The organism is Telluria sp. ZB2R32 (assembly GCF_059685715.1).
On sequence record NZ_JCASIG010000001.1, the window covers coordinates 567,592 to 592,865 of the forward strand.

The 25,274-nt window shown below is 65.1% G+C and carries 19 protein-coding genes and 1 tRNA gene; 7 read left to right on the plus strand and 13 right to left on the minus strand.

All coding sequences use genetic code 11. The annotated features are described in order from the left end of the window. Positions 1–27 precede the first annotated feature (27 nt). Both murI and AC56LG_RS02495 read left to right on the plus strand, forming a co-directional pair. On the plus strand, positions 28–897 hold the full coding sequence (murI, locus tag AC56LG_RS02490) for a glutamate racemase (protein WP_497164546.1): 870 nt from the start codon (positions 28–30) through the stop codon (positions 895–897). A gap of 75 nt (positions 898–972) precedes the next feature. Continuing rightward, a tRNA-His gene (locus AC56LG_RS02495) sits at positions 973–1,048 on the plus strand. 109 nt (positions 1,049–1,157) lie between these two features. On the opposite strand, the gene AC56LG_RS02500 is transcribed toward AC56LG_RS02495, so the two are convergent. Further along, positions 1,158–1,454 (minus strand): DUF2158 domain-containing protein, encoded by a 297-nt coding sequence (locus tag AC56LG_RS02500; RefSeq protein WP_497164547.1) that lies wholly within the window; start codon positions 1,452–1,454, stop codon positions 1,158–1,160. 162 nt (positions 1,455–1,616) lie between these two features. Between AC56LG_RS02500 and AC56LG_RS02505 the strand changes: the two genes are divergently transcribed. Next, positions 1,617–2,786, plus strand: coding sequence for a sensor histidine kinase (locus AC56LG_RS02505; protein ID WP_497164548.1), 1,170 nt, complete (start codon positions 1,617–1,619; stop codon positions 2,784–2,786). Here AC56LG_RS02505 and AC56LG_RS02510 read toward each other — a convergent pair. The 7 genes from AC56LG_RS02510 to dusA form a co-directional block, all read right to left on the minus strand. Continuing rightward, positions 2,783–6,013 (minus strand): PAS domain S-box protein, encoded by a 3,231-nt coding sequence (locus tag AC56LG_RS02510; RefSeq protein ID WP_497164549.1) that lies wholly within the window; start codon positions 6,011–6,013, stop codon positions 2,783–2,785. The genes AC56LG_RS02505 and AC56LG_RS02510 overlap by 4 nt on opposite strands. 77 nt (positions 6,014–6,090) lie before the next feature. Beyond that, positions 6,091–8,205: a hybrid sensor histidine kinase/response regulator gene (locus tag AC56LG_RS02515; protein ID WP_497164550.1), complete on the minus strand. Its 2,115-nt coding sequence runs from the start codon at positions 8,203–8,205 to the stop codon at positions 6,091–6,093. Continuing rightward, positions 8,202–9,431, minus strand: coding sequence for an ABC transporter substrate-binding protein (locus AC56LG_RS02520; protein WP_497164551.1), 1,230 nt, complete (start codon positions 9,429–9,431; stop codon positions 8,202–8,204). Before AC56LG_RS02520 ends, AC56LG_RS02515 begins: the two co-directional genes overlap by 4 nt. A gap of 153 nt (positions 9,432–9,584) precedes the next feature. Further along, on the minus strand, positions 9,585–9,989 hold the full coding sequence (locus tag AC56LG_RS02525; protein WP_497164552.1) for a YXWGXW repeat-containing protein: 405 nt from the start codon (positions 9,987–9,989) through the stop codon (positions 9,585–9,587). 227 nt (positions 9,990–10,216) lie between these two features. Further along, positions 10,217–10,564 (minus strand): energy transducer TonB, encoded by a 348-nt coding sequence (locus AC56LG_RS02530; protein ID WP_497164553.1) that lies wholly within the window; start codon positions 10,562–10,564, stop codon positions 10,217–10,219. A gap of 86 nt (positions 10,565–10,650) precedes the next feature. Further along, positions 10,651–12,408: a methyl-accepting chemotaxis protein gene (locus tag AC56LG_RS02535; RefSeq protein ID WP_497164554.1), complete on the minus strand. Its 1,758-nt coding sequence runs from the start codon at positions 12,406–12,408 to the stop codon at positions 10,651–10,653. A 386-nt stretch (positions 12,409–12,794) separates the two neighbouring features. Further along, the gene (gene dusA / locus AC56LG_RS02540; protein ID WP_497164555.1) at positions 12,795–13,805 is read right to left on the minus strand and encodes a tRNA dihydrouridine(20/20a) synthase DusA; all 1,011 of its coding nucleotides are present in this window, start codon (positions 13,803–13,805) and stop codon (positions 12,795–12,797) included. Positions 13,806–14,133: 328 nt separating this feature from the next. On the opposite strand from dusA, the gene AC56LG_RS02545 reads away from it, so the two are divergent. Further along, entirely contained in the window at positions 14,134–15,276 is a 1,143-nt protein-coding gene (locus AC56LG_RS02545) for a hypothetical protein (protein ID WP_497164556.1), read from the plus strand. An 84-nt stretch (positions 15,277–15,360) separates the two neighbouring features. Here AC56LG_RS02545 and AC56LG_RS02550 read toward each other — a convergent pair whose 3' ends face one another. Continuing rightward, entirely contained in the window at positions 15,361–17,589 is a 2,229-nt protein-coding gene (locus tag AC56LG_RS02550; protein ID WP_497164557.1) for a tetratricopeptide repeat protein, read from the minus strand. A gap of 305 nt (positions 17,590–17,894) precedes the next feature. Between AC56LG_RS02550 and AC56LG_RS02555 the strand changes: the two genes are divergently transcribed. The 3 genes from AC56LG_RS02555 (at position 17,895) to AC56LG_RS02565 (ending at position 20,814) form a co-directional block, all read left to right on the plus strand. Beyond that, complete coding sequence (locus tag AC56LG_RS02555) at positions 17,895–18,794, plus strand: flagellin N-terminal helical domain-containing protein (protein ID WP_497164558.1); 900 nt, start codon at positions 17,895–17,897, stop codon at positions 18,792–18,794. Positions 18,795–18,986: 192 nt separating this feature from the next. Beyond that, complete coding sequence (locus AC56LG_RS02560; protein ID WP_497164559.1) at positions 18,987–19,892, plus strand: flagellin N-terminal helical domain-containing protein; 906 nt, start codon at positions 18,987–18,989, stop codon at positions 19,890–19,892. An 85-nt stretch (positions 19,893–19,977) separates the two neighbouring features. Further along, on the plus strand, positions 19,978–20,814 hold the full coding sequence (locus tag AC56LG_RS02565; protein WP_497164560.1) for a hypothetical protein: 837 nt from the start codon (positions 19,978–19,980) through the stop codon (positions 20,812–20,814). Between the two features lie 171 nt (positions 20,815–20,985). On the opposite strand, the gene AC56LG_RS02570 is transcribed toward AC56LG_RS02565, so the two are convergent. From AC56LG_RS02570 to fliQ, 4 genes are read right to left on the minus strand one after another with little or no spacing between them, the layout of a single operon-like run. Further along, complete coding sequence (locus AC56LG_RS02570) at positions 20,986–23,079, minus strand: flagellar biosynthesis protein FlhA (protein ID WP_497164561.1); 2,094 nt, start codon at positions 23,077–23,079, stop codon at positions 20,986–20,988. Next, positions 23,076–24,209 (minus strand): flagellar type III secretion system protein FlhB, encoded by a 1,134-nt coding sequence (gene flhB / locus AC56LG_RS02575; RefSeq protein ID WP_497164562.1) that lies wholly within the window; start codon positions 24,207–24,209, stop codon positions 23,076–23,078. Before flhB ends, AC56LG_RS02570 begins: the two co-directional genes overlap by 4 nt. Beyond that, positions 24,202–24,978, minus strand: a complete 777-nt coding sequence (gene fliR, locus AC56LG_RS02580) for a flagellar biosynthetic protein FliR (RefSeq protein WP_497164563.1) — start codon at positions 24,976–24,978, stop codon at positions 24,202–24,204. The genes flhB and fliR overlap by 8 nt, the downstream gene beginning before the upstream one ends. Then, complete coding sequence (gene fliQ / locus AC56LG_RS02585; protein ID WP_497164564.1) at positions 24,979–25,248, minus strand: flagellar biosynthesis protein FliQ; 270 nt, start codon at positions 25,246–25,248, stop codon at positions 24,979–24,981. Positions 25,249–25,274: the final 26 nt, after the last annotated feature.

The window sequence follows — 25,274 nt, forward strand, 5'->3', positions numbered from 1 at the left end:
TCGCGTGGCGCATTGCTGTTAGCCTCTATGACCACAGTTCACACCTCCCCCGACGCCCCCATCGGCATCTTCGACTCCGGCGTCGGCGGCCTCTCGGTCCTGCGCCACATCCGCGCGCAGCTGCCGCACGAACACCTGCTCTACTTCGCCGATTCCGGCTTCGCCCCCTACGGCGACAAACCCGAACACCGCGTCACCGAACGCGTCCTCGCCATCGGCGCCTTTTTCGTTGCGCAAGGCGCCAAGGCCATCGTCGTCGCCTGCAACACCGCCACCGTCGCCGCGATTGCCGCCCTGCGCGCACGCTATCCCGGCATGCCCATCGTCGGCGTCGAGCCGGGCCTGAAACCGGCCGCCGCCGCCAGCCGCAACGGCATCGTCGGCGTGCTCGCCACCGAACGCACGCTGGCCGGCGCCAAGTTTCTGCTGCTGCGCGACCAGGTCGCAGAGAGCACCGGCGCGCGCTTCCTGCTGCGGCCCTGCCACGGCCTGGCCGACCAGATCGAATTCGGCACCCTCGAATCGAACGAGACCGACGCCCTGCTGCAGCGCTTCATCGCCCCGCTGCTCGACGCCGGCGCCGACACGCTGGTGCTGGGCTGCACCCACTACCCGCTGGTGCAGGCATCGATCGAACGCCTGATCGCCGCCGCCGCCGCACGCCCGGTCACGCTGATCGACACCGGCGAAGCCGTGGCACGCCAGCTGGCGCGGCTGCTGGCGGCTGGCGGCATCGCGCGCGGGGCAAGCGCGCTTCCTGCGCGCCTCGACGGTTATACGAGCGCCAGCAGCACCGCCCTGAGTGCGGCATTCTCGTCCCTGCTCGGCCTCGATCCGCCGACCCACGAAGTCGTCGCGGACGGGGTCCGCGGCATGTTGATCAGGCAGAACAATTAGAGTTGCCAGTTCGCCCCGGAGTTTGTATAATCTTGTTCTGTCTTCGCAGCACTGAAGACAAACAGCAAGACAATGGTGGCTGTAGCTCAGTTGGTAGAGTCCAGGATTGTGATTCCTGTTGTCGTGGGTTCGAGTCCCATCAGCCACCCCAAGAATTCGCAGTAAAAAGAAAGGGTTACATGCTTTGGCGTGTAACCCTTTTTTCGTTGCGGCCGAGACCGGAGTGCTGCTCGGCCACTCATGGTTAATTGCGTCCGGCGTTACCCCTCCCCCGTAGCCGGCTGCAACGCCATGTTATGCAACTGGCGTTGCTCGGCCCCTACCTGCTCCAGGTCCCCCGCATCGAACACCGCGCTGCAACGCTTGCGCTTCTCATCGAGCCACACGCAATCGACACCGTTCGCGGCAACCGGACTGAAGTCGCCGGTTCTCCGGACCGTCATGACCGGCCCGCCGGCTTTACGACGGACTTTGTTTCCCTTTTCAAACATCCACATCTCCACTATTGAACTCATCAGCAATGATAGATGCTTAGATGACATTTCAGATGAAAACATGACAATATAGTTTTTCTTGTGACACATTTAATACAGCACGCCAAGCCCAGCATCCTGATGTCACATTCGAGGCGCCGATGTCACACTCGGCATGTCATTACACATCCATTCCGCTATGATGGCGGGCTGCCTCGTTTAGCCCCTCTGACCCGGAAACATGCAATGACCCTCGCAAGCGATCAAGAACCCGATTCCTCACGGCTGTCCGACACGGCCAAGCGCATGGAGGCGCTGCGCGATGATGTCTTCGCTGCCTGGGAAGCGCGCGTGCGCGAGCAATTGCTGCCGGCACGGGCGCTGCAGCATCCGCTGCTGATCGATACGCTGCCTGTTTTCTACGACAATATTTTGGAGAGCATCAGCCCGGCCCATCCGCGCCGGTCCGCGGTCGACGGCTCTTCCGTGGCGGGCGAGCACGGCGGCGAACGGGCGCGCCTGACGTCCTACGATCACGCCACCCTGATCGAGGAATACCAGTTGTTGCGCTGGGCGATCTTCGACGTCGCGCACCGCGCACAGCTGGTGTTCGACCACCGCGAGGCGCACGCCATCCATACCTCGATCGACCTGGGCATCCGCGAAGCCGTGCAGGCGTTCTTCCTCGTCCACAGCGGTTTCCGCGAAGGCTTCGCGGCGGCGCTGACGCACGATTTGCGTGGTCCGCTGGCGGCGACCATCACGGCGCTCGAACTGATTCTGCTGACCGACGACCTCGCCAAGATCAAGACGGTGGCGGCGCGCGCCCTGGCCAACAGCGAACGCATGGGCACCATGCTCGACGAACTGCTGCATACGATGGCGTTTCACAGCGGCCAGAAGATGCAGCTGGCGCTCGGCGAGGTCGACATCATGGACGTTGCCATGGAAGTGCAGGCCGAGGCAAGTGCGGCCAGTCGCGCGCGCCTGCGGGTGACCGGGCATGCCGTCCGGGGCGTCTGGGACCGCGGCGCCTTGAAGCGCGCGCTCGAGAACCTGGTAGCGAATGCGGTGAAATACGGCTGTCCGGCGACGCCGATCACCATCAGGGCAGACGAGACCCATGGCCGCCTGGTCCTGACGGTGCATAACGAAGGCGATCCGATTCCGCCGGAAGAACAGGAATGCGTGTTCCAGATGTACGAGCGCGCGCAGTCGGCGCAACAGGGGACGGCCCAAGGCTGGGGCATCGGCTTGCCCTACGTGCGCGCCGTCGCGGAAAGCCACGCCGGCAGCGTCGGCCTGGACAGCAGCGCGGAACTCGGGACCACCTTCGTCATCGACATTCCGCTCGACAGCCGCCTGGTCGCCAATCCACCGGTGCTCGACGAGCGCCCGGATGGCGCAGGCGGCTAGCCGAGCGGCGTGACGAGCGCGGCGTGCGCTTTCGCCAGCGCCGCGCGCAGCGTCGCCAGCGTGTAGGGCTTGGGCAGGATGTCGATTCCTGCGCCCGCCGTCGCACCGAATCCGCTCGCCAGCAGCACCTTCATCTCCGGGAACTGCGCCTTGGCCAGCTGGGCCAGGTCGTCGCCCTGGATGCCGGGCAGCTGCAGGTCGGTCATCAGGATGCCGATCTCGCCCGACAGATGGCGCATGGCTTCTTCGGCGCTGGCCACCGCCACCACCCGGTAGCCGAGCGCTTCGATCAGGTCGCGCGTGTTTTCCCGGATATCGTCCTGGTCCTCGACCAGCAGCACGGTCGTCCCTTGCGTCTGCACCTGGGCCGGCGCCACCGGCTGTGCCGATGCGGCGATGCGCTTCTGCTTTTCGTTGGCCAGCACGTGGCGGATCTTGCGCGCCAGGCTTTCCTTGGTATACGGCTTGCCGATCAGTTCCACGCCGCGGTCGAGCCGGCCGCCGTGGACGATCGCGTTCTCGGTGTAACCGGAGGTGAACAGCACCGCCAGGTCCGGCAGGCGTTCCTTGGCCTTGCGCGCCAGCTCCGGGCTGCGTAATGGCCCCGGCATGACGACGTCGGTGAACAGCAGGTCGACCGGCACGCCGCTGTCGATCACGGTCAGGGCGGCGCCGGCATCCGGGGCCTTGAGCACCCGGTAGCCCAGGCCGGTCAGCATGTCGACCACGATGGCGCGCACGGCGTCGTCGTCCTCGACCACCAGCACCGTTTCGGTGCCGCCCACCACCGGCTGGGTATCGAGTGCGACATAGTTGTCTTCCGCTTCGTGCGTGCGCGGCAGGTACAGCTTGATGGTCGTGCCTTCGCCGACTTCGCTGTAGATCTTGACGTGGCCCCCGGACTGCTTGACCAGGCCATAGACCATCGACAGCCCCAGGCCGGTGCCCTTGCCTTCCGCCTTGGTCGAGAAGAAGGGTTCGAAGGCGCGCGCCACGACCTCGGGCGGCATGCCGCTGCCGGTATCGCTGACGGCGACCGCCACGTACTGACCCGGTGCGACGTCGGGATGCGTCGCGCAATAGCTGCTGTCGAGCATGGCGTTGGCGACCTCGATGGTCAGCCTGCCGCTGCCGTTCATGGCGTCGCGCGCATTGATGGCCAGGTTCAGGATGGCGTTTTCCACCTGGCCGACGTCGATCGCCGTGTTCCACAGGCCGCCCGAGATCACGGTTTCGATGTCGATCTCTTCGCCCAGACTGCGCCGCAGCATGTCTTCCATGCCGGTGATCAGGCGCCCGACCTTGACCACTTTCGGTTCGAGCGGCTGCTTGCGCGCGAACGCAAGAAGCGAACTGGCCAGCTTGGCGCCGCGCGCGACGCTGGCCAGCGCGTTCTCGATGCGCTTGCGGCTGAGCGGCTGATCGCGCAAGTCCGGCGCCACCAGTTGCAGGTTGCCCGAGATAACCTGCAGCAGGTTGTTGAAGTCGTGCGCCACCCCACCGGTGAGTTTGCCGATGGTTTCCATCTTCTGCGCCTGCTGCAGCGCCGCCTCGGTGCGGCGCATCGATGCGGCTTGCTCGAGGTCGGCCGTGATGTCGCGCCCGATCGCGTGGATGTACTGCGCATCCGGCACGGCCGTCCAGGACAGCGTGCAATAGCTGCCATCCTTGCGCTGGTAACGGTTTTCGAAGCGGAATACATGGCCGCCGCCGCTCAGCGAGCCGACCTGGGCGACAGTCGACGCCACGTCGTCGGGATGCACCAGGTCGAGGAAGGATTTGCCGGCCACCTCCTGTTCGCGCCAGCCCAGGGTCGCGGTGAAGGCCGGGTTCACGGCGGTCAATTGGGCGTTGAAGTCGGCCACCAGCATGATGTCCATCGACAGGCGCCAGATGCGGTCGCGCTCGGCGGTGCGCTCGGAGACCTGGTCTTCGAGCGTCGCGTTCAGGGTCGCCAGCGCCTGCGCCGTCGCCTTCTGCTCTTCGATGTCGGTATTGCTGCCGATCCAGCGGATCACCTGGCCGTCCTCGTCCTTCATCGGCACCGCGCGCACCAGGTGCCAGCGGTAGGCGCCGTCGTGGCGGCGGATGCGAAATTCAACTTCGTAGGGCCGGCCGCTGGCGATCGAGTCGCTCCACTGCTGCGCCACCGAAGCGAGGTCGTCGCCATGGATGATGCCGGCCCAGCCGTCGCCATCGAGTTCGCCCTCGCGCGCGCCGGAATACGCGTACACGCGCTCGTTGAACCAGTCGAGCTGGCCATGCGCCGGCGCCGTCCACACGTGGTGCGGCATGGCCTGGGCAAAGGCGCGGAACTTGGCTTCGCTCTCGCGCAGCGCGGACTCGGCGACGATGCGCTCGGTGACGTCCGCGCCTTCGACGAACAGGCCGAACACCTCGCCGGCCTGGTCCTTCAGCGGCTGGTAGACGAAATCGAGGTAGCGCGTCGAACCAGTCGCGTCCGCGCCGGTCGCGTCCCCGCCGGCGAGGCGGAACGGGATCGCCTGGCCGGTGACGGCATGGCCGCTTGCGAAGGCCTGGTTCAGCGTGTCGAAGTAGCCCTGGCCGGCCAGCTCGGGCAAGACCTCGCGCGCGGCCAGGCCATGCCATGCGCGTCCGCCGATCAGCTGCTTGAAGGCCTCGTTCATGAAATCGAAGCGGTGTTCGCTGCCGGTCAGCAGCGCCATGAATCCCGGCGCCTGCTCGAACATGACGGCCAGGCGCGCACGCTCGCCCTGGATATGGCGCTCGGCCTGCACCTTGGCCGTGGTTTCGATGACGAGCGCCATGACCCCGGCAATCGCACCGGTCTCGTCGACCACCGGCGAATAATCGAGGTTCATCCAGACCCGTTCCGGTTTGCCGCTGCGGTGCAGCGTCATCTCCTGGTCGGCATAGCTGAGGATCTCGCCAGCCATTACCACGTTCATGACGTGGTCGTTGAAGGCTGCGACTTCCGGCCAGCCCTCACGTACTTTTGCCCCCAGCAGCTGCGGATGCCGTCCTCCGGCAATCACGGCATATCCATCGTTGTAGATCATATGACCGTCAGGCCCCCACAGGGTCACGATCGGTACCGGCGAGCGCAGCATCACGCCGACCACCGTTTTCAAACTGCCCGGCCAACTGTCGATGGGACCGAGCGCGGTGGCGTGCCACGGAAAAGCGCGGATCAACTCTGCGGTGTTGCCACCGCCGGTCAGGAAGTTCAGGGTGCTCGAAGACATGGACGGAGAGTGGGGGCAGGCGCGAAAGGCATTATTTTACGTTGTAACGCATTGTCGAGTAGCGCGTCTGTTCATGCTCACCCCGCGAGCGGCGCCGCCTGCCCATTGCGGCCCGCCCGCACCCGTCCAATCGTCTCGATCAGCTCCCCCGCCCCCACCGGCTTGACCAGATGCGCCGCAAACCCCGCCTGCTGCGACATCCTCCGGTCCTGCGCCTGCCCGTAGCCGCTGACGGCGACCAGCGCACTGCCGGCGCAGCGCGGCAGCTGTTTCAGAACGCCGGCCAGTTCATGCCCGCTCATGTCGGGCAGACCGATATCGAGCAGGATGACCTCGAAGTCCCGTTCGGCGGCGATCGCCAGCGCCGCGTGCGCCGAATGTTCGACCGCGACCTGGTGCCCGGCGGCCTCCAGCAACATGGACAAGGTGGCGGCCGCGTCGACGTTGTCGTCGACCACCAGGATGCGCATGGCGCCGGTAGCTTTCGATATAACCGCACCCGGCATAGCGGTAACCACGTCAGCGGCAACCGGCAGCAAGGGCAGGCGAATACTGAACGTACTTCCCTGCCCCTGCCCGCCGCTGTGCGCCTCGACGCTGCCGTCGTGCAGCTCGACCAGTTTCTTTACCAGCGCCAGGCCGAGTCCGAGACCGCCCTGGGCGCGGTCGGGCGTGCGTTCGGCCTGGGTGAACAGGTCGAACACGACCGGCAGCAAGTCGGGACCGATGCCGATGCCGTTGTCGCGCACCTGCAAGAGCGCGGCGCCGTCCTGCTGCTGCAGCGACACGACGATCCGGCCGCCGTTCGGCGTGTACTTGGCCGCGTTGTTGAGCAGGTTGGCCGCCACCTGGATCAGCCGGGTGCGGTCGCCACTGACCGGCATCGGCTGCGGCGCGATGTCGAGCGTCAGGTGGTGGCCGCGGGCTTTGATGACGGGCATGATCTGCTCGACGGCTTCGCGCAGCACGGCGCCGAGTTCGACCTGCGTCTTGTTGATGGTGACGAGGCCGCGCGTGACGCGCGAGACGTCGAGCAGGTCGTCGACCAGGTGCGTCATGTGCGTGACCTGGCGGCTGATGATCTCGCTGGTGTCCTTGATGCGGGGGACGTCGGCGTACAGCACGCGCAGCAGCTGGGCGGCGCTGCTGATCGGGGCCAGCGGATTGCGCAGTTCGTGGGCGAGCATGGCGAGGAACTCGTCTTTGCGCTCGTGCTCGCGCTGCAGGTGCGCCTGCTGGCGGTGCAGGTGGTCGAGCATGCGGTTGATCGAGCGCGCCAGGGTCACCGTTTCGCTGCTGCCGGCCAGTTCCGCGCGCGCGGCGCCGATGCCCTCCTCGCCCAGTTTTCCTGCGAACTGTTCGAGCTTGCGCAGGTCCTGGGTCAGGCCGAGCGACAGGCGCGACCCGAGCAGGAACACCCCCAGCGCCAGCAGCGCGGCAATCCCGCCGATCAGGCTGTACTGCGACCAGGGAGTTTGCAGCGCCGGGCTGATGCCGGACAGGTTGACCTTCAGCTTCAGGCCCAAGTGGCTAAATTCACCGGGCACTTGCACGGGCATCTGGAGGCCGGGACCGTTCGACGGCACCGGTGACTTCCCCTCCCAGAGGATCAAGGAGGATGGAATCGGCCGTAAATCCTTGATCCGGACCTTATAGAACAACGCACCCTCCGGCGTATTGGTGCGCGAATAGCGCAGGAGGTTGGTGCCGACCAGCTCCGCGCCCCCGGGCCGTTCGAAGATGGCCGCGCTTTCGGTCCCCTGGTCGATGCGCGCGCGCAGCCAGGTCATCTGCTCGTCATCGAAACGTTCGAGGCCATTGCCGGCGATCGGCTTGCCTTCGAAATCGGTAAACAATACCTGGACTGGGATGCCGTTAATCTGGCGCAGGCTGTTCAGGAACGGAGCGAGATAGGTTTCGCGGCCGGCACTGTCGACCAGGCCGGTGGCCAGGATCGGGCTGTTGGCGACGTCGCCCATGCGCGAGGCCAGCGTGGCGAGCGTATTGCCCACCATGCGCGCATTGAAGGCGGTCTCACGCTCCTGCATGAGCGCGTTCGCAGCATCGTGCTGGCGGTCGACCAGCCAGAAAGACGCTGCCGCCACCAGCAGCACGGCGGCGGCGGTCAGGATGGCCGAGGCGATCGCGAAGCGCTGCGTCAGGCTCGCCGCGCGGAAGGTCGACCACATCATCGGTCGCCGGTCGGCACCAGCACGCCGTCGCTACGGTAGCGGGCCATCAGCAGTTCGCGCGCGTCCAGCGCTTCGTGGCGCGCCGGCGTGAACGGCGGCGCATACGACTTGATCAGGCCGCGGTGCGTGCGCAGCTTTTCCAGGGCATCGCGCACCGCCTTGCGGTCGGTGCTGCCGGCCTGGTTGATCGCCTTGGCGAGGATGTGCATCAGGTCGTAGCTGTGCGCCACGCCGACCGGACCCTGGATGTCTTCGATGCGGCGGATCGGCGAGACCGCGGCCAGGTTGCGCATGAAATGGTCCAGTTGCCCCTTGTCGGCCTTGAAGAAGGAAAAGGTCTGGATCACGGTAAAGTCGACTTGGTGCAGGGCCGGCCCGGCCTGGCGGGTGAACTCGCCGCCGGTCACGCCCCAATGGCTCAGGATCGGCATGCGTTCGGCTTTCGGCAAGGCGGCGACTTCGCGCACCAGCACGGCGGCCTCGTCGTCGTTGGCGACCAGCACGATCGCCTGGGCGCCGGCATTGCGCAGCGCCTTGTACCTGGCCACCAGGGTCTGGTCGCGCCAGTTATACCAGGCCGTTTGCACGATGCGGACGTCCTTGTGGGCAGCGACGAATTTTTCCGCCGCCGCCAGGTTGCTGCGGCCCCAGGACGTATTCGTCAGCAGCAGTCCGACATGGTTCAGGCCGCGCTTGCGCGCCGTGGCGAGCAGCTTGGGCATGGCCAGGCTGTCGCGCAGCGACAGGCGGTAGACGTAGTTCGGGTGCATGCCGTTATCGACGATCATGTCGGCCGACGACCAGGGCGCCATGAACAGGGTCTTGCTCGCCTTCAGCGTCGGCAGCTCTTCGATGATGACCGGGCTGAACCTGCCGCCGAAGACGGCGACCAGGCCGGGCATGCGCGCGAACTCTTCGATATTGCGGATGCCACGCGCCGGCAGCGACCGGTGGTCTTTCGTGACGAGCTCGAGCGGCCGTCCGCCCAGCACCCCGCCGGCACGGTTGATTTCGCCGATCGCCGTGCGCAGTCCGAGTTCCACGGCCTGGGCCGAGGTGCTGTTGTCGAGGCCGAATTCGGCGTCGAGGCCGATACGCACCGGGACCGCGCCTTTCTCCGTGCTTGGCGCCGCCTGCACACAGGCAGCAAACAGTATGGTCAGTATTGTGACGCCAAGCAGGCGGGCGAAGACATTGCTGTGGCGGGCGGTGGTCGGATTCAGCATATATGTCGCGAAAGTAAGGTCCGATATTGTAATTGGTAAATCCGTCGGCACCGGACGCACTTGCAAATTACCTGCTCATGAAAAAGGCCACCTGGCGGCGAGCGGCAGGTGGCCTGTTCGTTGCATGCGCCGACTGTCGCCGGCGCTGCCCGATCAGTAACGGTTCGGGTTGTTCGGACGCGCATCGTGGCGGTTTGGGACACCGTCGCCGTCACGGTCGCGGCCTGGACCGGCAACGCGGTCGCCACTGCGCCAGCCGCCGCGGTCGAGGACCCAGCCGCCGCGGTCACGGCGCCATTCCGGGCGGGCGTAGACGTAGCCGGCGCGAACTTTCTCGTAGTGGCCGCCAACCCAGGTATAGCGACGGCCGGTCCAGTTCCAGTAGCCAGGCACCCATTCATAGCCGCGGCGTGCCGCAGGGACGGCTTCGCGGCGCAGCGCAGGCGGCGCCTTTTGCACGACGATGACCTCGGTGCGGGTGTGCTGTGCTTGGGCCACCGGGGCGAAGGCGGCGGTGCTGATGATGGCAGCGGCGACAGTGAAGAGGATTCGTTTCATGGTAGTGCTCCTTTCGGTTCGGTGTGAGATCACTATAGCCAAACGTTCCAGCGCACAGTAGCTCTGATGCAAGTGCTTACAATCGATACATTTGGCCCGATTCCATTAACAGACTAGAAACTTGATGCTACTCTCCGGGCCATTCTTCCAGCGCACAGATGGGGCCGCCACAAAACGAAACAGCCGGCGCAAGGCCGGCTGTCGTTGGTGCGGGATCGAGCAGGAAATCAGTCGAGCTTCCAGGCGTAGTCGACCTTGGCCCAGGTCTGGGCCGGCGCGCCGTCCTTCAGGCCCGGCTTGAACTTGCAGGCCGACAGGCCTTTCTTGGCGGCGTTGTCGAGGCCCTTGAAGCCGCTCGACTTGTCCAGCTTCGAATCGGCGACGCTGCCGTCGGTGTTGACGAGGAACGACATCGAGGTGGTGCCCTGCTCTTCGTTCATCAGCGATGCTTTCGGGTATTCGACCTTGCACTTCGACGGGTCGAACGAGGCCGGGGTTTCACCCGCGAAGGCCGAGCCGGCGACGGCGGAGAAAGCGAAAGCGAAAGCGATGATGCTCAGGGTGGTCTTTTTCATGATTGTCGTTCCTTTGTAGTTCTAGTTAATGTGCCGCTGACTGCCTGCGGTCTTTCAGTGAGTCCGGCGAATGCCGTAAATTAAAATCAGAATTCTTCCCAGTCGTCGCTGCCCGCGGCAACCGGCGACTTCTTCGCCTTGGCCGGCGCTGCCGCGGCGGCGCTCTTCTTGAGCGCCGGGCGCGCAGGGCGGGCTGCCGGCAGCTTCGGCGCCGTTGCCGGTGCGGCCGCTACCGCTGCCACCGGGGCAGCCGGCACCGGTTCGATGCTGTGCTGCTCGCCTTCGACCAGCCTGAAGATGCTGACCACGCGGCTCAGTTCGCCCGCCTGGTCCTGCAGGCTCTGGGCGGCGGCTGCCGCTTCCTCGACCAGGGCCGCGTTCTGCTGGGTCATGCTGTCCATCTCGATGATCGACATGTTGACCTGCTCGATGCCGGCGCTCTGTTCGGCGCTGGCGCTGGCGATCTCGCCCATGATGTCGGTGACGCGCTTGACGCTGGCCACGACCTCTTCCATCGTCACGCCGGCCTGGCCGACCAGCTTGCTGCCGCGTTCGACCTTCTCGACCGAGTCGCCGATCAGGGTCTTGATCTCTTTCGCCGCCGCCGCCGAACGCTGCGCCAGGTTGCGCACTTCCGAGGCGACGACCGCGAAACCACGGCCCTGCTCGCCGGCACGGGCCGCCTCGACTGCCGCGTTCAGCGCCAGGATATTGGTCTGGAAGGCGATGCCGTCGATGACGCTGATGATATCGGCGATCTTGTTGGCCGAGCTGTTGATCTCGCCCATGGTGCCGACCACTTGCGAGACCACGTCGCCGCCCTTGCGCGCCACGTCCGAGGCGCTGGCCGCGAGCTGGTTGGCTTCACGGGCATGGTCGGCGTTCTGGCGCACGGTGGTGGTCAGGGTTTCCATCGCCGAGGCGGTCTTTTCCAGCGAGCTGGCCTGCAGTTCGGTACGCGAAGAGAGGTCGATGTTGCCGGCGGCGATTTCGCGCGAGGCGGTGCCGATGGTCTCGGTGCCGCGGCGCACCTGGCCGACGATGCGCACCAGGCTGTTGCGCATTTCGTTCATCTCGGCCAGCAGGCTGCCCTTCTCGGCGGTGCGGGTGTCGATGGCAATGGCCAGGTCGCCGTGGGCGATGCTGCCGGCGATTTTCGTGGTGTAGTCGGGCTCGCCGCCCAGCTGGCGGATCAGGCCGCGGGTGATGATCCAGGCCGCGGCCACGCCGATGGCAACCGCCGCCAGCAGCATGACCAGCATGAAGTTACGGGTGCCGGCAAACGCCGATTCGGCATCGCGCTGGCTCTGGGCGCTTTGCGCGTCTTCCATGGCGACCAGCTTGTCGAGCGCTTCGGTCCACTTCTTCTGGACCGGACGCACTTCCTTGATCATGACGCGGGTGGCGCTCATGGCGTCGTTCGCGAGATACAGTTCCGACGCCTTGGCAATGGCCGGCATGGCGGCTGCTTCATGGCCCTTGATTTCTGCCAGCAAGGCCTTTTCGGTGTCGCTGCCGGCAGCGGCGAAGATGTTGCTCAGCTTTTTCTGGGCTGCGTCGTACTGGGCGGTCTGGTCCTTGAACTTCTTGAGTTCCGGTTCCATCTCGGTGGCTTCGGTCATCAGGGTCAGCACACGCAGCGATGCGAGGCGGTCCTGCACGTTGTTGCGCATTTCGATGACGGCGCGGCTCGACACGTTGTTGACGCTGACCACGTGGTCGAGGCGGTCCTGGATCTGCGCCATGCGCATGATGCCGACCACGGTGACCGTCACGAGCAGCACCAGCACCAGGGCGAAGCCCAGTCCGAGGCGCATGCCGACTTTCATCTTCGATACATTCATTTTGCTTCCTGTCTCCTGGTCAGATGTGCCCGGTGCGATCCCGCATCCGAAATGCCAACATTGTGCGACTGCATGAAAGACGAACATCCATTGCCGCTCGTCAACTCAGTGGGCAAATTATGGATTGGCTCTTGCTGTAGAGCAAGCGCAGGTGCGATCTGTCTACACAAATTTTGACTTCCGTGTAGTAAATTTCCTACACGCAAGAAAATTGGCACGCTTGTTCTTGTAAATCCAATTACAGAGGATGCCGTGCGGAAAATTATGTGATTCAGGAGCCAAGAATACAGGCGTGCGGCAGCCGCCAATGGAGAGCAAGCTATCACAGCGGTGAAAGGAAAATGGGAAAGTAGCGGGCCGCCAAAGGCCCGTGCCCACTACTGCAATTACATGTTGCGGATGTGCGCCGCCGCCTCGAGCAGCAGGTATGGATCGGCGCCGGCCAGCTTCTTTGGATCGGACAGCATCTGGCGGAAGGCACGCGCGCCCGGCAGGCCGGCGGTCAGGCCCAGGATGTGGCGCGTGATGCTGTTGAGCTTCAGGCCGAGCGGGCCGTATTGCGCCAGCTGGGCCGTGATGTAGGGCACCATCGCCGCCAGCACCTCGGCGCGCGTCTTCGGCACCGCCGTGTCGCCATAGAAGCGCGCATCCCAGTTCGCCATCAGGTAGGGGTTGTGATAGGCCTCGCGCCCGAGCATGACGCCGTCGAGGTGCTGCAGGTGCAGCGCGATCTCGTCGTCGGTCTTCACGCCGCCGTTGATGATGATCTCCAGCTCGGGAAACTCGCGTTTGAGTTCGTACGCCACCTCGTAGCGCAACGGCGGGATCTCGCGGTTTTCCTTGGGCGACAAGCCCTTCAGGACGGCGTTGCGCGCGTGGACGATGAAGGTGCGGCAGCCGGCATCGGCGATGGTGCCGACGAAATCGCGCACGAAACCGTAGTCCTCGTTCTTGTCGATGCCGATCCGGTGCTTGACCGTGACGTCAATCGAGACCGCGTCGCGCATCGCCTTCACGCAATCGGCCACCAGTAGCGGCTCGTTCATCAGGCAGGCGCCAAAGGCGCCGCGCTGCACGCGCTCGGACGGGCAGCCGCAGTTCAGGTTGATCTCGTCATAGCCCCACTCCTGCCCCAGCTTCGCGCTCTTCGCCAGGTCGGCCGGCTCGCTGCCGCCCAGCTGCAGCGCGATCGGATGCTCGACCTCGTCGTAGCGCAGGTGGCGTTCGACATCGCCATACACCAGGGCGCCGGTGGTCACCATCTCGGTGTAGAGCCAGGTATGGCGGGTGATCTGGCGGTGGAAGACGCGGCAGTGGCGGTCGGTCCAGTCCATCATCGGGGCGACCGACAGGCGGCGGCCACCTGGAGCAGGCGAAGAAGTCGTTTCGAGAGTCATGGGGGCGAAGAAGGAGTCGGGCGGCGGCTCGAGGCGCCGCGCTTGCGGGACCGGTATTGTACCGCAGCAGCATGGAGCGGCGCTTATGGGTGAGGCTTCGGCGTCGGCACGGCGGCCCGGGGTGCTGATGGTGCCCGATTGCATTGACAGTCTGCTTCCATCTAGAATGACGGCAGCGACAGCAAATCATCCCGGCAATATCGTTTTGCACATCGACGGCATGTCGCACCACTCTCCCACTTCAAGATCATCTCGCACAACTATGAGCATCGTAATAATCAACTGGCGCGGGGGAGAGAACGATCCCTTCAGCTACTTCAGCGCATGCATGAAGCAGGCGTTCGAGCGGATGGGCCGCCCGACGCACATCGTGAACCTGGACGATTCGCTCATGCACGAGCTCGGTGAAATCAACAGCAGGGGCATCGATTTCGTCGTCTCGTGGCAGGGCCTGGGCTCGCAGATCGGCGCGACGGACACCGACCCCACCACCGTCTGGGACGAGCTGAAGGTGCCGGTACTCAGTTATCACGGCGACCATCCGTGCCACATGCCTGTTCATCACAAGGCGATGTCGCCATGGTTGCAGCATATCTACGGCATGGCGTCGTTCGCCATGTTCGCAAACACCTACCTGCCGCGCCAGACGAACGCAACGTTCTTTCCGCCGCCGGTTCCGTTTACCGACGGCGTCCAGGGCCGATTCGAGGGAGATTTCTTCGTCTTTCCCAAGAATATCGACGATCTCGACGCAACCCTGGATGGATGGCGCGGCGCCTCGCAGCAACGCGTTGCACACTTCCTGCTCATTGCCGCGGACGCGATCATCAGTGAATTCAGGAATGGCAACCGCACGAATCATCACGACATCATCGACGGCCTGCTCGATCCGGAGGTGATGGCAATGCTCCGCGAGGACCTGCAGAGCTCGGAGCTGGCGGTACGCCTGCACCTTCATATGCTGCTCGACAAGATTTATCGCAATGCGGTGGCCGAGCATGTCGTCAACGAACTTGCGGATGTGCCGCTCAAGATCTACGGGCGCGGATGGGACCGTTTCCGGCTCAGGCAAAACCGCCACCACGAGTTTCTCTCGTTTGACGCAATGTCGGACAATGCGTTCCAGTTTGCGTCCCGCTACGGCATTCTCGATGTGGCGCCCATCAACGACGCGCTGCACGACCGTACCCTGCGTGCAATGGGCAACCGGTCGGGCTTCCTGATGGGGTCGAACTGGCAGTACGAGACCTTCCTCGGCGGCGATTACGGTGGCCTGTTCTTCGACGGCGCACCCGGCGGCTTACGTGCCCGGGCAGAACGTGTCATGCAATCGCCCGAGGCGCACCGCGCGCAGTGTCGTGATTTCGCGCGCGACTATCAGCACCAGTTCTCGCTCTTCGGCTTCCTCAAGTACCTCGAGGGGACGAGCGACATGGTCAGGGCGCGCGCGGGCGTGACCCTGCCGCGCTAGGACAGGCCCGGTCTGGACAGGCCCGGCCCGGACAGGCCGGGCGTGGGTTCGGCTCCTGCATGACGATGGCGCCGGATGCCGGCATCACCCGAACCGTGCGTCCAGGTCGGCCGCAATGCGCGCCATCACCGGCGTCCAGTCCCCTGCCGTTTCCTGGCGATACAGCCGGGCGCTGCCATACCAGGGGCTGTCTTCGCGCGTGCACAGCCAGCGCCAGTCGGCCAGGGTGCCGCCGGGCAGCAGGATCCAGACCGGCTTGCCCATGGCGCCGGCCAGATGCGCCACGCTGGTGTCGACCGTAATGACCAGGTCCATCTGCGCCACCAGTGCCGCCGTGTCCGAGAAATCGTTCAGGCGTTCGCCGGCATGGCGCACGTTGCGCTTCATCTGCAACACGAGCTTGTCGAGCGGGCGCAACTCCTTCTGCAGCGAGACGAACTCGTATTTTTCCGACACCAGGCCCGCGATGACGGAAAACGGCAGGCTGCGGTAGCGGTCGAGGCGGTGGTGCGGATTGCCGCTCCACACCAGGCCGACGCGCGGGCGCGTCTTTGCGCCGAGAATGGCCGCCCATTCGGCCAGCTTGGCCGCGTCCGGTGCCAGGTAGGCGCCCGGATCAGGAATGGCGTCGTGCCGGGTGCCGCATGCCAGCGGCAGGCTCAGCAGAGGGCAATGCAGGTCGAACGGCGGCAACGGGTCGCCCTTGGCCACCAGTTGGTGCACGCCCGGCAGGCTGCGCAGCAGGTCGACCAGCGCCGGCTGCACTTCCAGGATGACGCGGGCGCCACGCTGGGCGACCAGGGGTGCGTAGCGGCAGAACTGCAGCGTGTCGCCCAGGCCCTGTTCGGCGTGCAGCAGGATGGTCTTGCCGTCCAGCGGCTCGGTGCCGCGCCACAGCGGCGCGTCGAAGTCGCGCTTTTCATGGAATACGCCGAGCGCCTCGACGTTCCAGCGCGCTTCGTAATCCTGCCAGCCCCCGACGAAGTCGCCCAGAAGCAGGTTCAGCAGCGCGCGGTTCCAGCGCGCCAGCGCGAAGTCGGGATCGAGCGCCAGCGCCTGGTCGTAGGCGGTGCCGGCCTCTTCGAAGCGGCCGAGGTCGGCCAGCACGATGCCGCAATCGGTGTGGCTCGCCGCCGCATCCGGACGCTGCGCGCGCGTCTCTTCGAAACAGGCCAGCGCTTCCGGGTAGCGCAGCATGGACCGCAGCAGCGTACCGCGCGTGAGCAGGTATTCGTAGCGATTCGGCTCGGCTGCCAGCGCGCGGTCGATGCTGGCCAGCGCGGCGTCGAGCTGGCCGAGTTCGCGCAGGGTCTGGGCGCGCAGGTGCAGGGTCTTCGGATCGTCGGGACGCTGGGCGCTCAGCTGGTCGAGACTGCCCAGGGCGGCGTCGTGCTGGTGCAGCTGCGCCAGCAGGCGGCTGCGGTGGCGCAGGATTTCCGGGTTGTCCGGCTGCAGCGCCAGTGCGCGCTCGCAACTGGCCAGCGCTTCGGGACGGCGCTTGAGCACTTGCAAGGCCAGCGCGCGGTTGTGCCAGCCGGCGGCCGAGTCGGGGTTCAGGTGGAGCAAATTGTCGTAGCTGGCCAGCGCATCCTCAGGACGGCCGAGCACGTGCAGGATGATGCCGCGGTTGTACCAGGCGTCGGCAAACTCGCGCCAGGCGAGCAGGGCCGACTCGTAACTGATGAGCGCTTCCTCGAAGCGGCCGAGGTCTTTCAGGACGTTGCCGCGGTTGTTGGCGGCGTGGGCAAACGCCGGGTTCAGCGCCAGGGCGCGGTCGAGGCTGGCGAGCGCTTCGTCGTTGCGCTGCAGTTCATGCAGGACCACCGCCTGGTTGTTGAGCGCGTCGACGTCGCCCGGATTGAGCGCGAGGGCACGCGCGAAGCTGGCCAGCGCCTCGTCGTAGCGGGCCAGGGTCTGGAGTGCGGTGCCGCGGTTATACAGCGTGTCGGCGTCGTCCGGTTGCAGCATCAGCGCGCGTTCGTAGCTGGCCAGGGCTTCATCGTAGCGGCCGAGCTCCTTCAGGGCGTTGCCGAGATTGGCATGCGCGGCCGGCATGTCGGGGCTGAGCGCAATCGCAGAGCCGATGAAGCGCGACGCGTCCTGGTAATGCCCGCCCTGGAAAGCGAGGATGCCGGTATGGTGCAAGGCCTCGACGTGTTTCGGCACCAGGCGCAGCACCTGTTCGTAGGCGGCCATGGCGCGCCCGAGCTGGCCGTTCTGGTGCAACGCCACGCCTTCGGCAAACAGTGCAGCCGCACGTGCCGCGGCTGGATTGGCGGACGTGAAACGTGCGCCTTTGCTGTGTTTTCCCATGATGACGTACCTTTGCTGATGAGTGGGGCCGGACGCGGATGCGCGTGGTGCGGGACGGCGGGCGACGATGGCACGCTGGCCTTCCATTATAGAGGGAGGTGTTTACGTGCGGCAAGATTAGTGGCGCCCCGGGGCGGGATGTCGGGATTCTCGCAACACCTTTGCCACACCTCTCGTTACGAACCATTCAGAAAAAGAATTCGAAAAAATTTCCGTACGGCATTTAATGAAGTGCTTCGGGCGGTCGTCCTGTACTTGTGAGAGCAGATGAACTGCTCCTTGAACCCCACCAACTGGAGCCAACCATGCTGAGCCTTCACACCAACGCCGCCTCGCTGTCCGCACAAAATTCCCTGTCGTCGACCCAGAACAAGCTGTCGACCTCGATGACCCGTCTGTCGACCGGTTTCCGCATCAACTCGGCCAGCGACGACGCTGCCGGCCTGCAGATCGCCACCCGCCTGAAGTCGCAGACCAGCGGCATGGCCGTCGCCATGCGCAACACCCAGAACTCGGTGTCGATGCTGCAAACCGCCGAAGGCGCCCTGAACGAAACTGGCAACATCCTGGTGCGTATGAAAGACCTGGCCACCCAGGCCGCCGACGGTTCGTCGTCGAAGGATGACCGCACCGCGATGCAAGCCGAGTACGACTCGCTGGCTGACGAACTCGGCAACATCATGAAGAACACCAAGTTCGGCGGCACCGCCCTGCTGCACAAGGAAAACGGCAAGCTGGCCGCATCGGTCACCTTCCAGATCGGCGCCGACAAGGCCGAAACCATGGCCGGCAACTTCACGACCGAACTGACCGCCGTGCACGACAAGATCGGCGCCACCAGCGCCCGCTTCTCGGGCGGCACCGCAGCCGGCGCTACTACCGTCGGTACCGACATCAGCGGCACCACCGACGCCCTCGGCGTGACCAACGCCAACACGACGATCGACGAGCTGTCGCAGGCGATCGACTCGGTCAGCACGCTGCGCTCGAAGATCGGCGCGACCTCGAACCGTCTCGACCACGTCTACAACAACCTGTCGAACATCAGCACCAACACGCAGGCCGCCGCCGGCCGCATCATGGACGTCGACTTCGCCACCGAGAGCGCGAAGATGACCTCGAACCAGATGCTGATGCAGGCGGGCACCGCGATGCTCAAGCAGACCAACCAGATGTCGTCGATGGTCATGTCGCTGCTGCAGTAATCGCAATACATTCCGGCCTGCTGGCCGGAAGATCAAAGGCCAGCCGCTCTCCGGCTGGCTTTTTTTTTGCGCGCGCGAAAAATAACTCAAATTATTTCCATGCGGAATTTAATGAACGAATGAGAACGGTCGTCTTGTACTTGTGAGAGCAACTGAACTGCTCATTGACCAACCAGATAAACAGAGCCAACCATGCTGAGCCTTCACACCAACGCCGCCTCGCTGTCCGCACAAAATTCCCTGTCGTCGACCCAGAACAAGCTGTCGACCACGATGACCCGCCTGTCGACTGGTTTCCGCATCAACTCGGCCAGCGACGACGCTGCCGGCCTGCAGATCGCCACCCGCCTGAAGTCGCAGACCAGCGGCATGGCCGTTGCGATGCGCAACACCCAGAACTCGGTATCGATGCTGCAAACCGCCGAAGGCGCGCTGAACGAAACCGGCAACATCCTGGTGCGCATGAAGGACTTGGCCACCCAGGCCGCCGACGGTTCGTCGTCGAAGGATGACCGCACCGCGATGCAAGCCGAGTACGACTCGCTGGCCGACGAGCTGGGCAACATCATGAAGAACACCAAGTTCGGCGGCACCGCCCTGCTGCACAAGGACACGGGCAAGCTGGCCACCTCGATCACCTTCCAGATCGGCGCCGACAAGGCCGAAACCATGGCCGGCGACTTCACGACCGACCTGGCCGCTGTGCACACCAAGCTGACCGCCACCAGCACCCGCTACTCGGGCGGCACTACCGCCGCTGCCGGCGCCTCGACCGTCGGTACCGACATCAGCGGCACCACCGACGCCCTCGGCGTGAGCAATGCCAACGCCACCATCGACGAGCTGTCGCAGGCGATCGATTCGGTCAGCACGCTGCGCTCGAAGATCGGCGCGACCTCGAACCGTCTCGACCACGTCTACAACAACCTGTCGAACATCAGCACCAACACGCAGGCTGCAGCCGGCCGCATCATGGACGTCGACTTCGCTACCGAAAGCGCGAAGATGACCTCGAGCCAGATGCTGATGCAGGCGGGTACCGCGATGCTCAAGCAGACCAACCAGATGTCGTCGATGGTCATGTCGCTGCTGCAGTAATCACGGCCGGCGCCGGCTGAACCCGGCCGGACGTATCACGGGCCAGCCGCTTCGAGGCTGGCCTTTTTTTTACCTGGATCGCGCCATGAACCCACTTTCGCTCTCCGCTCCCCTGCTTCCCCCGGTCCTGCCTTCGCTGCAGGCGACTGCGATCACGGCGATCGCACCGGTCGCTTTCGCCGTCGCCGCGGACAGCCAGCTGCCGCTGCCGCAATCGCAGCCGCTGGCCAACCCGCAGGCCGGCGCCGGCGCCGCCGAGCACCAGGACGGCGCCGCGATGCGGCCCGACCAGGTATTCATGACGCGCCAGATGGTCTTCCCACAGGCCGATGGCCGTACCCTCGCCGGCAACTGGCGCGCGATGGTCGGCAGCTATGGCGCGACCCTGGCCGAGCGCGAATGGCGCACGCGCGCCGGCGCCCTCGCCCCGTTGCAGCTGCTTGCAGGCCAGGACGGACGCGCGCCCATGCGGCCGCTCGACGGCCAGTTGCCGGCCGACGCCTGGCGCTTCACGGTGCATGCGGGGAACGCCCAGGCGCAGCATCTGCAGGTCTTGCGCAAGGGCGCCGACGGCGGTGGCGGGCGCCGGCGCCGCCCGCGGGCCGCGCTGCGGCTGGAGCTGGCGCTGGCCGACGGCACCCACGTCGCGCTGCAGGTCGAGCCGGCGCCGGGCGGCGTGGCGATCGAATTGGCGGCGCCGGATGCGTATGCAGCGGCGCGCCTGCGCGCGCTGCAGCCGGCGCTCGAGGCGGCGGTGGCGCGTGCCGGGCTGGTCGTGGTGCGCTGGAGTTTCAGGACGGGGATCGCGCCGGCGGCCTCGGCGCATGCGCTGCTGGCGGCGGAGGATGCGGCGCAGGTGTTGACCTTGCCGGTGTTTCAGGCGGTGGCGGAACTGGCGTTGATGTTGCCGGCGCAGGGGTGAAATTTTATTTCACCGAAGTCGGCTCGGTGAAGGAATATTTCATTCCAGGTGTGAGGCTGGCATCTGTTCATATTTCACGCGTGGACTCGGGAGTCCACCCTACAATCATCGGTATTCGTAGGGTGGAGGGGGGGCGCCGAGCCTCCTGACTCCACGCGTTACACCGTATGCTTACCCGACGGTCCCCACGATCGACACTTCCCGGTTCTCGGGAATCTCGTTATACGACAGCACGTTCAATCCCGGCGCGAACAGCTTGGCGTAGCGCGCCAGCAGCGGGCGCACCTGCGGCAGCACCAGCAGCAGCGGTGGCGTGTGCTGGCCCTTCATCTGCTCGCGCGCGACCGGCATGTTGATCTGCAGTTGCGAGAGCAGTTGCGGGTCGATCGGGTAGTTGTCCAGCGCGACCTTGCCGCCGCCGCTCTGGCGCGCCTGGTTCAGGGAACCGAGCAGCATGTTCTCGAGTTCGGCCGACAAATTAAAGGCCGGCATGTCCTTCTTCTTGCCGAACATGGTCGAGACGATCTGGCGGCGCAGCGCGCAGCGCACTTCGGCCGCCAGCAGGATCGGATCCTTGGTGGTCTCGGAAGCATCCAGCAGCGTGGTGCCGATGACGACGATGTCCTTGAGCGACACGCCCTCCGCCAATAACACACGGAACACGCGCAGCAGCTGGGTGTGGTTCAGCGCCTTTTCCAGCGCCCCGGCCAGCTTCGGCGACAGCGCCGTCAGGCGCTCCATCAGCGCCGGCACGTCTTCGTGGCGGAACAGTTCATGCAGGTGGTCGCGGATCACCTTCGAGCAGTGGGTCGCGATCACGCTGGGCACTTCGACCACCTGGTAGCCGAGGCCCAGCGCATGGCCCTTCTGGTCGGGCGTGATCCAGGTCACGGCCATGCCGAAGGCCGGTTCCAGGCCGGGAATGCCATCGAGTTCGCCATACACGTTCGGCGACGGGATCGCCATCAGGTGTTCGGGATGCACTTCGCCTTCGGCCACCACCACGCCCGACAGGCTGACCGAATACTGCGACGGGCGCAGCGCGAGATCGTCGCGCACGCCAATCGCAGGCAGCAGCACGCCCATCGATTCGGACAGGCTCTGGCGGATGCCCTTGATGCGTTTGGTGAGCTGCTCGCCCTGCGCCTTGTCGACCATGTTCACCAGCTTGTAACCGACGGCCACCGAAATCGGCTGCACCACCGGCAGCTGTTCCCAGTCGAGTTCCGGCGCGCGGTCGTCGCGCAGCGCCGCTTCGATGGCGGCCACGCCGCCCGTATCGGCCGGCTGCACGCGCGTGTGCAGGCGGTAGCCGGCATAGCCCAGGGCCACGGCGAACACGGCGAAGGTAAAGAAGGGCATGCCCGGGATCAAGGCCAGGATGACCATCACGCCGGCGGCCGCGAACAGCGTCGGCGGCTGCGCCAGCAGCTGGTTGCCGACCTGTTTATCCAGGTCGCCGGCTTCGCCGATGCGCGTGACCAGGATCGCGGCCGCGGCAGAGAGCAGCAGCGCCGGGATCTGGCCCACCAGGCCGTCGCCGATGGTCAGCAGCGCATACACGCGGAACGAGTCCGCCAGCGGCAGGTCGTACATCAGCGCGCCGATGGCGATACCGCCGATCAGGTTGATGATCAGGATCAGGATCGAAGCGACCGCGTCGCCGCGCACGAACTTGGAGGCGCCGTCCATCGCGCCATAAAAGTCGGCCTCCGCCGCGACGTCTTTCCTGCGCTGGGTCGCCTTTTCCTGGTTGATCAGACCCGCGTTCAGGTCGGCGTCGATCGCCATCTGTTTGCCGGGCAGCGCATCCAGCGTGAAGCGCGCGGACACTTCCGAGATACGCTCCGAACCCTTGGTGACCACGACGAAGTTGATGATCATCAGGATGATGAACACCACCAGGCCGACCACGAAATTGCCGCCGATGACGACGTTGCCGAAGGATTCGATGACGTTACCGGCGGCGTGCGTGCCCTCGTGGCCGTGCAGCAGGACCACGCGCGTGGACGCCACGTTCAGGGCCAGGCGCATCAGCGTGGTGCCGAGGATCACGGTCGGGAAGACCGAGAAGTCGAGCGGGCGTTTCGCACTCACCGCGACCAGGATCACGATCAGCGACAGCACGATGTTGAAGGTGAACAGGACGTCGAGCAGCACCGGCGGCAGCGGCAGCATGATCATCCCGAGCAGCATCAGGATGAAGACCGGGGCGGCGTACTTCTGGCGCCGCAGCTCGGCGACAAAGGCGTTCAACGAATTCATGAAGCGGATACCTCGCTCAAATGGTGTGGCACGGCCACGTCAGTCGGGATCCGGGGCGGCGCCTGGCGCCGGCCGTCACGGAAAGCATTCAATTGCAGCACATAGTTCAGCACCTGCGACACGGCCTGGTAAAGCTGGGCCGGAATCTGCTGCTGCACCTGGCTGGTGTTGTAGATCGCGCGCGCCAGCGGCGGCAGCGTCACGGTCTCGATCTTGTGGTTGGCAGCGACGCTCTTGATGTACAAGGCCATCTCGTCGACACCCTTGGCCACCACGAACGGCGCTTCGGCGCGGTCGGTGTCGTACTTCAGGGCCACCGCATAGTGCTCGGGGTTGACGATCACCACGTCCGCCGTCGGCACCGTCTTGTTCACGTTGCGCTGGGCCAGCTGGCGCTGCAGCTGGCGGATGCGCCCTTTCACTTCCGGCCGGCCTTCGCTGGTCTTGTGCTCTTCCTTCTGGTCCTGCTTGCTCATGCGCTGGTTTTTCGCGAACTGGAAGGCCTGGATCGGCACGTCGAGCACGGCGAAGATCACGAACACCGCCACCAGCGCGAACAGGGCGTCGAACATCATGGTCCCGCCGTGCACGATGGCGTCGCCCAGCGGCAGGCGCTGCAGGTCGACATAGGCCGAGATGCTCGACCTCGTCACATGGGTCAGCACGAAGCCCAGTACCACCGCCTTGGCCACCGAGGTCGCAAAGCCGATCAGGTGCTTCTGGCTGACCAGGTTGCCCAGGTTCTTGATGGGACTGAGGCGCTCCGCTTTCGGCACCATGTTTTTGCCGGACATGATCCAGCCGCCCGGCACCAGGCCGCCGATGACGATCGCCAGCGGCACCACCGCGAGCGGCAGCACCATTTTCACGAACAGCATGGCGGCGGCCATGAAGACCACCGACATCGCGTTCTCGATGGCTCCGGTTTCGCCGAGCGGCACGTAGACCAGCCGGAACAGGGAGCGGAACGACTCCAGGTAATCCGGCAGCATCATCGAAAACACCTTCAGGCTGACCAGGATGCCGATCGCAGTCGACAAGTCCTTGGAGCGGACGACCTGCCCTTCCTCGCGCGCCTTTTTCAGCTTTTGGGCTGAGGCCTTTTCGGTTTTGTCGCCGTTGTCAGCCACGGGCCGCCCTCATCTGTTGCTGCAGCATTTCGAGTACCGCGTTCGTCAGCTGGATGTAGTGTTCCGGGATGAAGCGCACCAGCTGCACCAGCATCAGCAGGCCGAACAGGGTCACCAGCGAAAAGCCCAGCGAAAACAGGTTCAGCGACGGCGCCACCCGGTTCAGGAAACCGAAGCCGACCTGCACCACCATCGTCGAGAACACGATCGGCAGGGCGAGCAGCATGGCGGCGGCAAACACCCAGCCCAGGTTCAGCGCCACCGCCTGCAGCGTCATCGCCTGTAACCCCTGCCCCACCGGCCAGGCGTTGAAACTCTGGCCCAGGATGGTGGCCAGCAGCAGGTGGCCGTCGATGGCGAAGAACACAAAAATGGCCACCAGCGACATCAGGCTCGAGATCACGTCGGATTGCTGTCCATTGACCGGATCGTTCATCTGCGCCATCGAAAAGCCGATCTGGCTCGACGCCAGGAAGCCCAGCATCGAGATCGCCGAGGTGGCGAACTGCAGCGCGAAGCCAAGCACGCCGCCGATCACCGCCTGCTCGAACATGGCAACCACGCCGGCGAGCGAAAACGGGTCGGGCATCACCATGTTCTTCGTCAGCGGCAGCATCAAAAAGGCGAGCACCAGCGACAGCAGTGCCCGCACCGGAATCGGCACCATGCCGTCGCCGATTGCCGGCGCCGAGGACAGCAGCGCCATGATGCGGCAGAACGGCCACCACAGCGCGCCGATCAGCGGCAGCAGATAGCTGACGAAATCCATCTAGCTCGCGATGGTGGCGGCGCGCTGGAACACCGACACGCAATAATCCATCAGGTAGCCGGTCATCCAGTGGCCGGCCAGGATCAGCACCGCCAGCGTCACCATCAGGCGCGGCAGGAAGCTCAGGGTTTGTTCGTTGATCTGGGTGGCTGCCTGCACCAGCGCCACCACCAGGCCGATCAACAGGCCGGGCACCACCAGCACCATCACCAGCAGCATCACCACGCGCAGCGCTTCGGCGACCAGGTCGACCGCAATGTCAGGACTCATAGATGGGACTCATAAATCGGGGACTC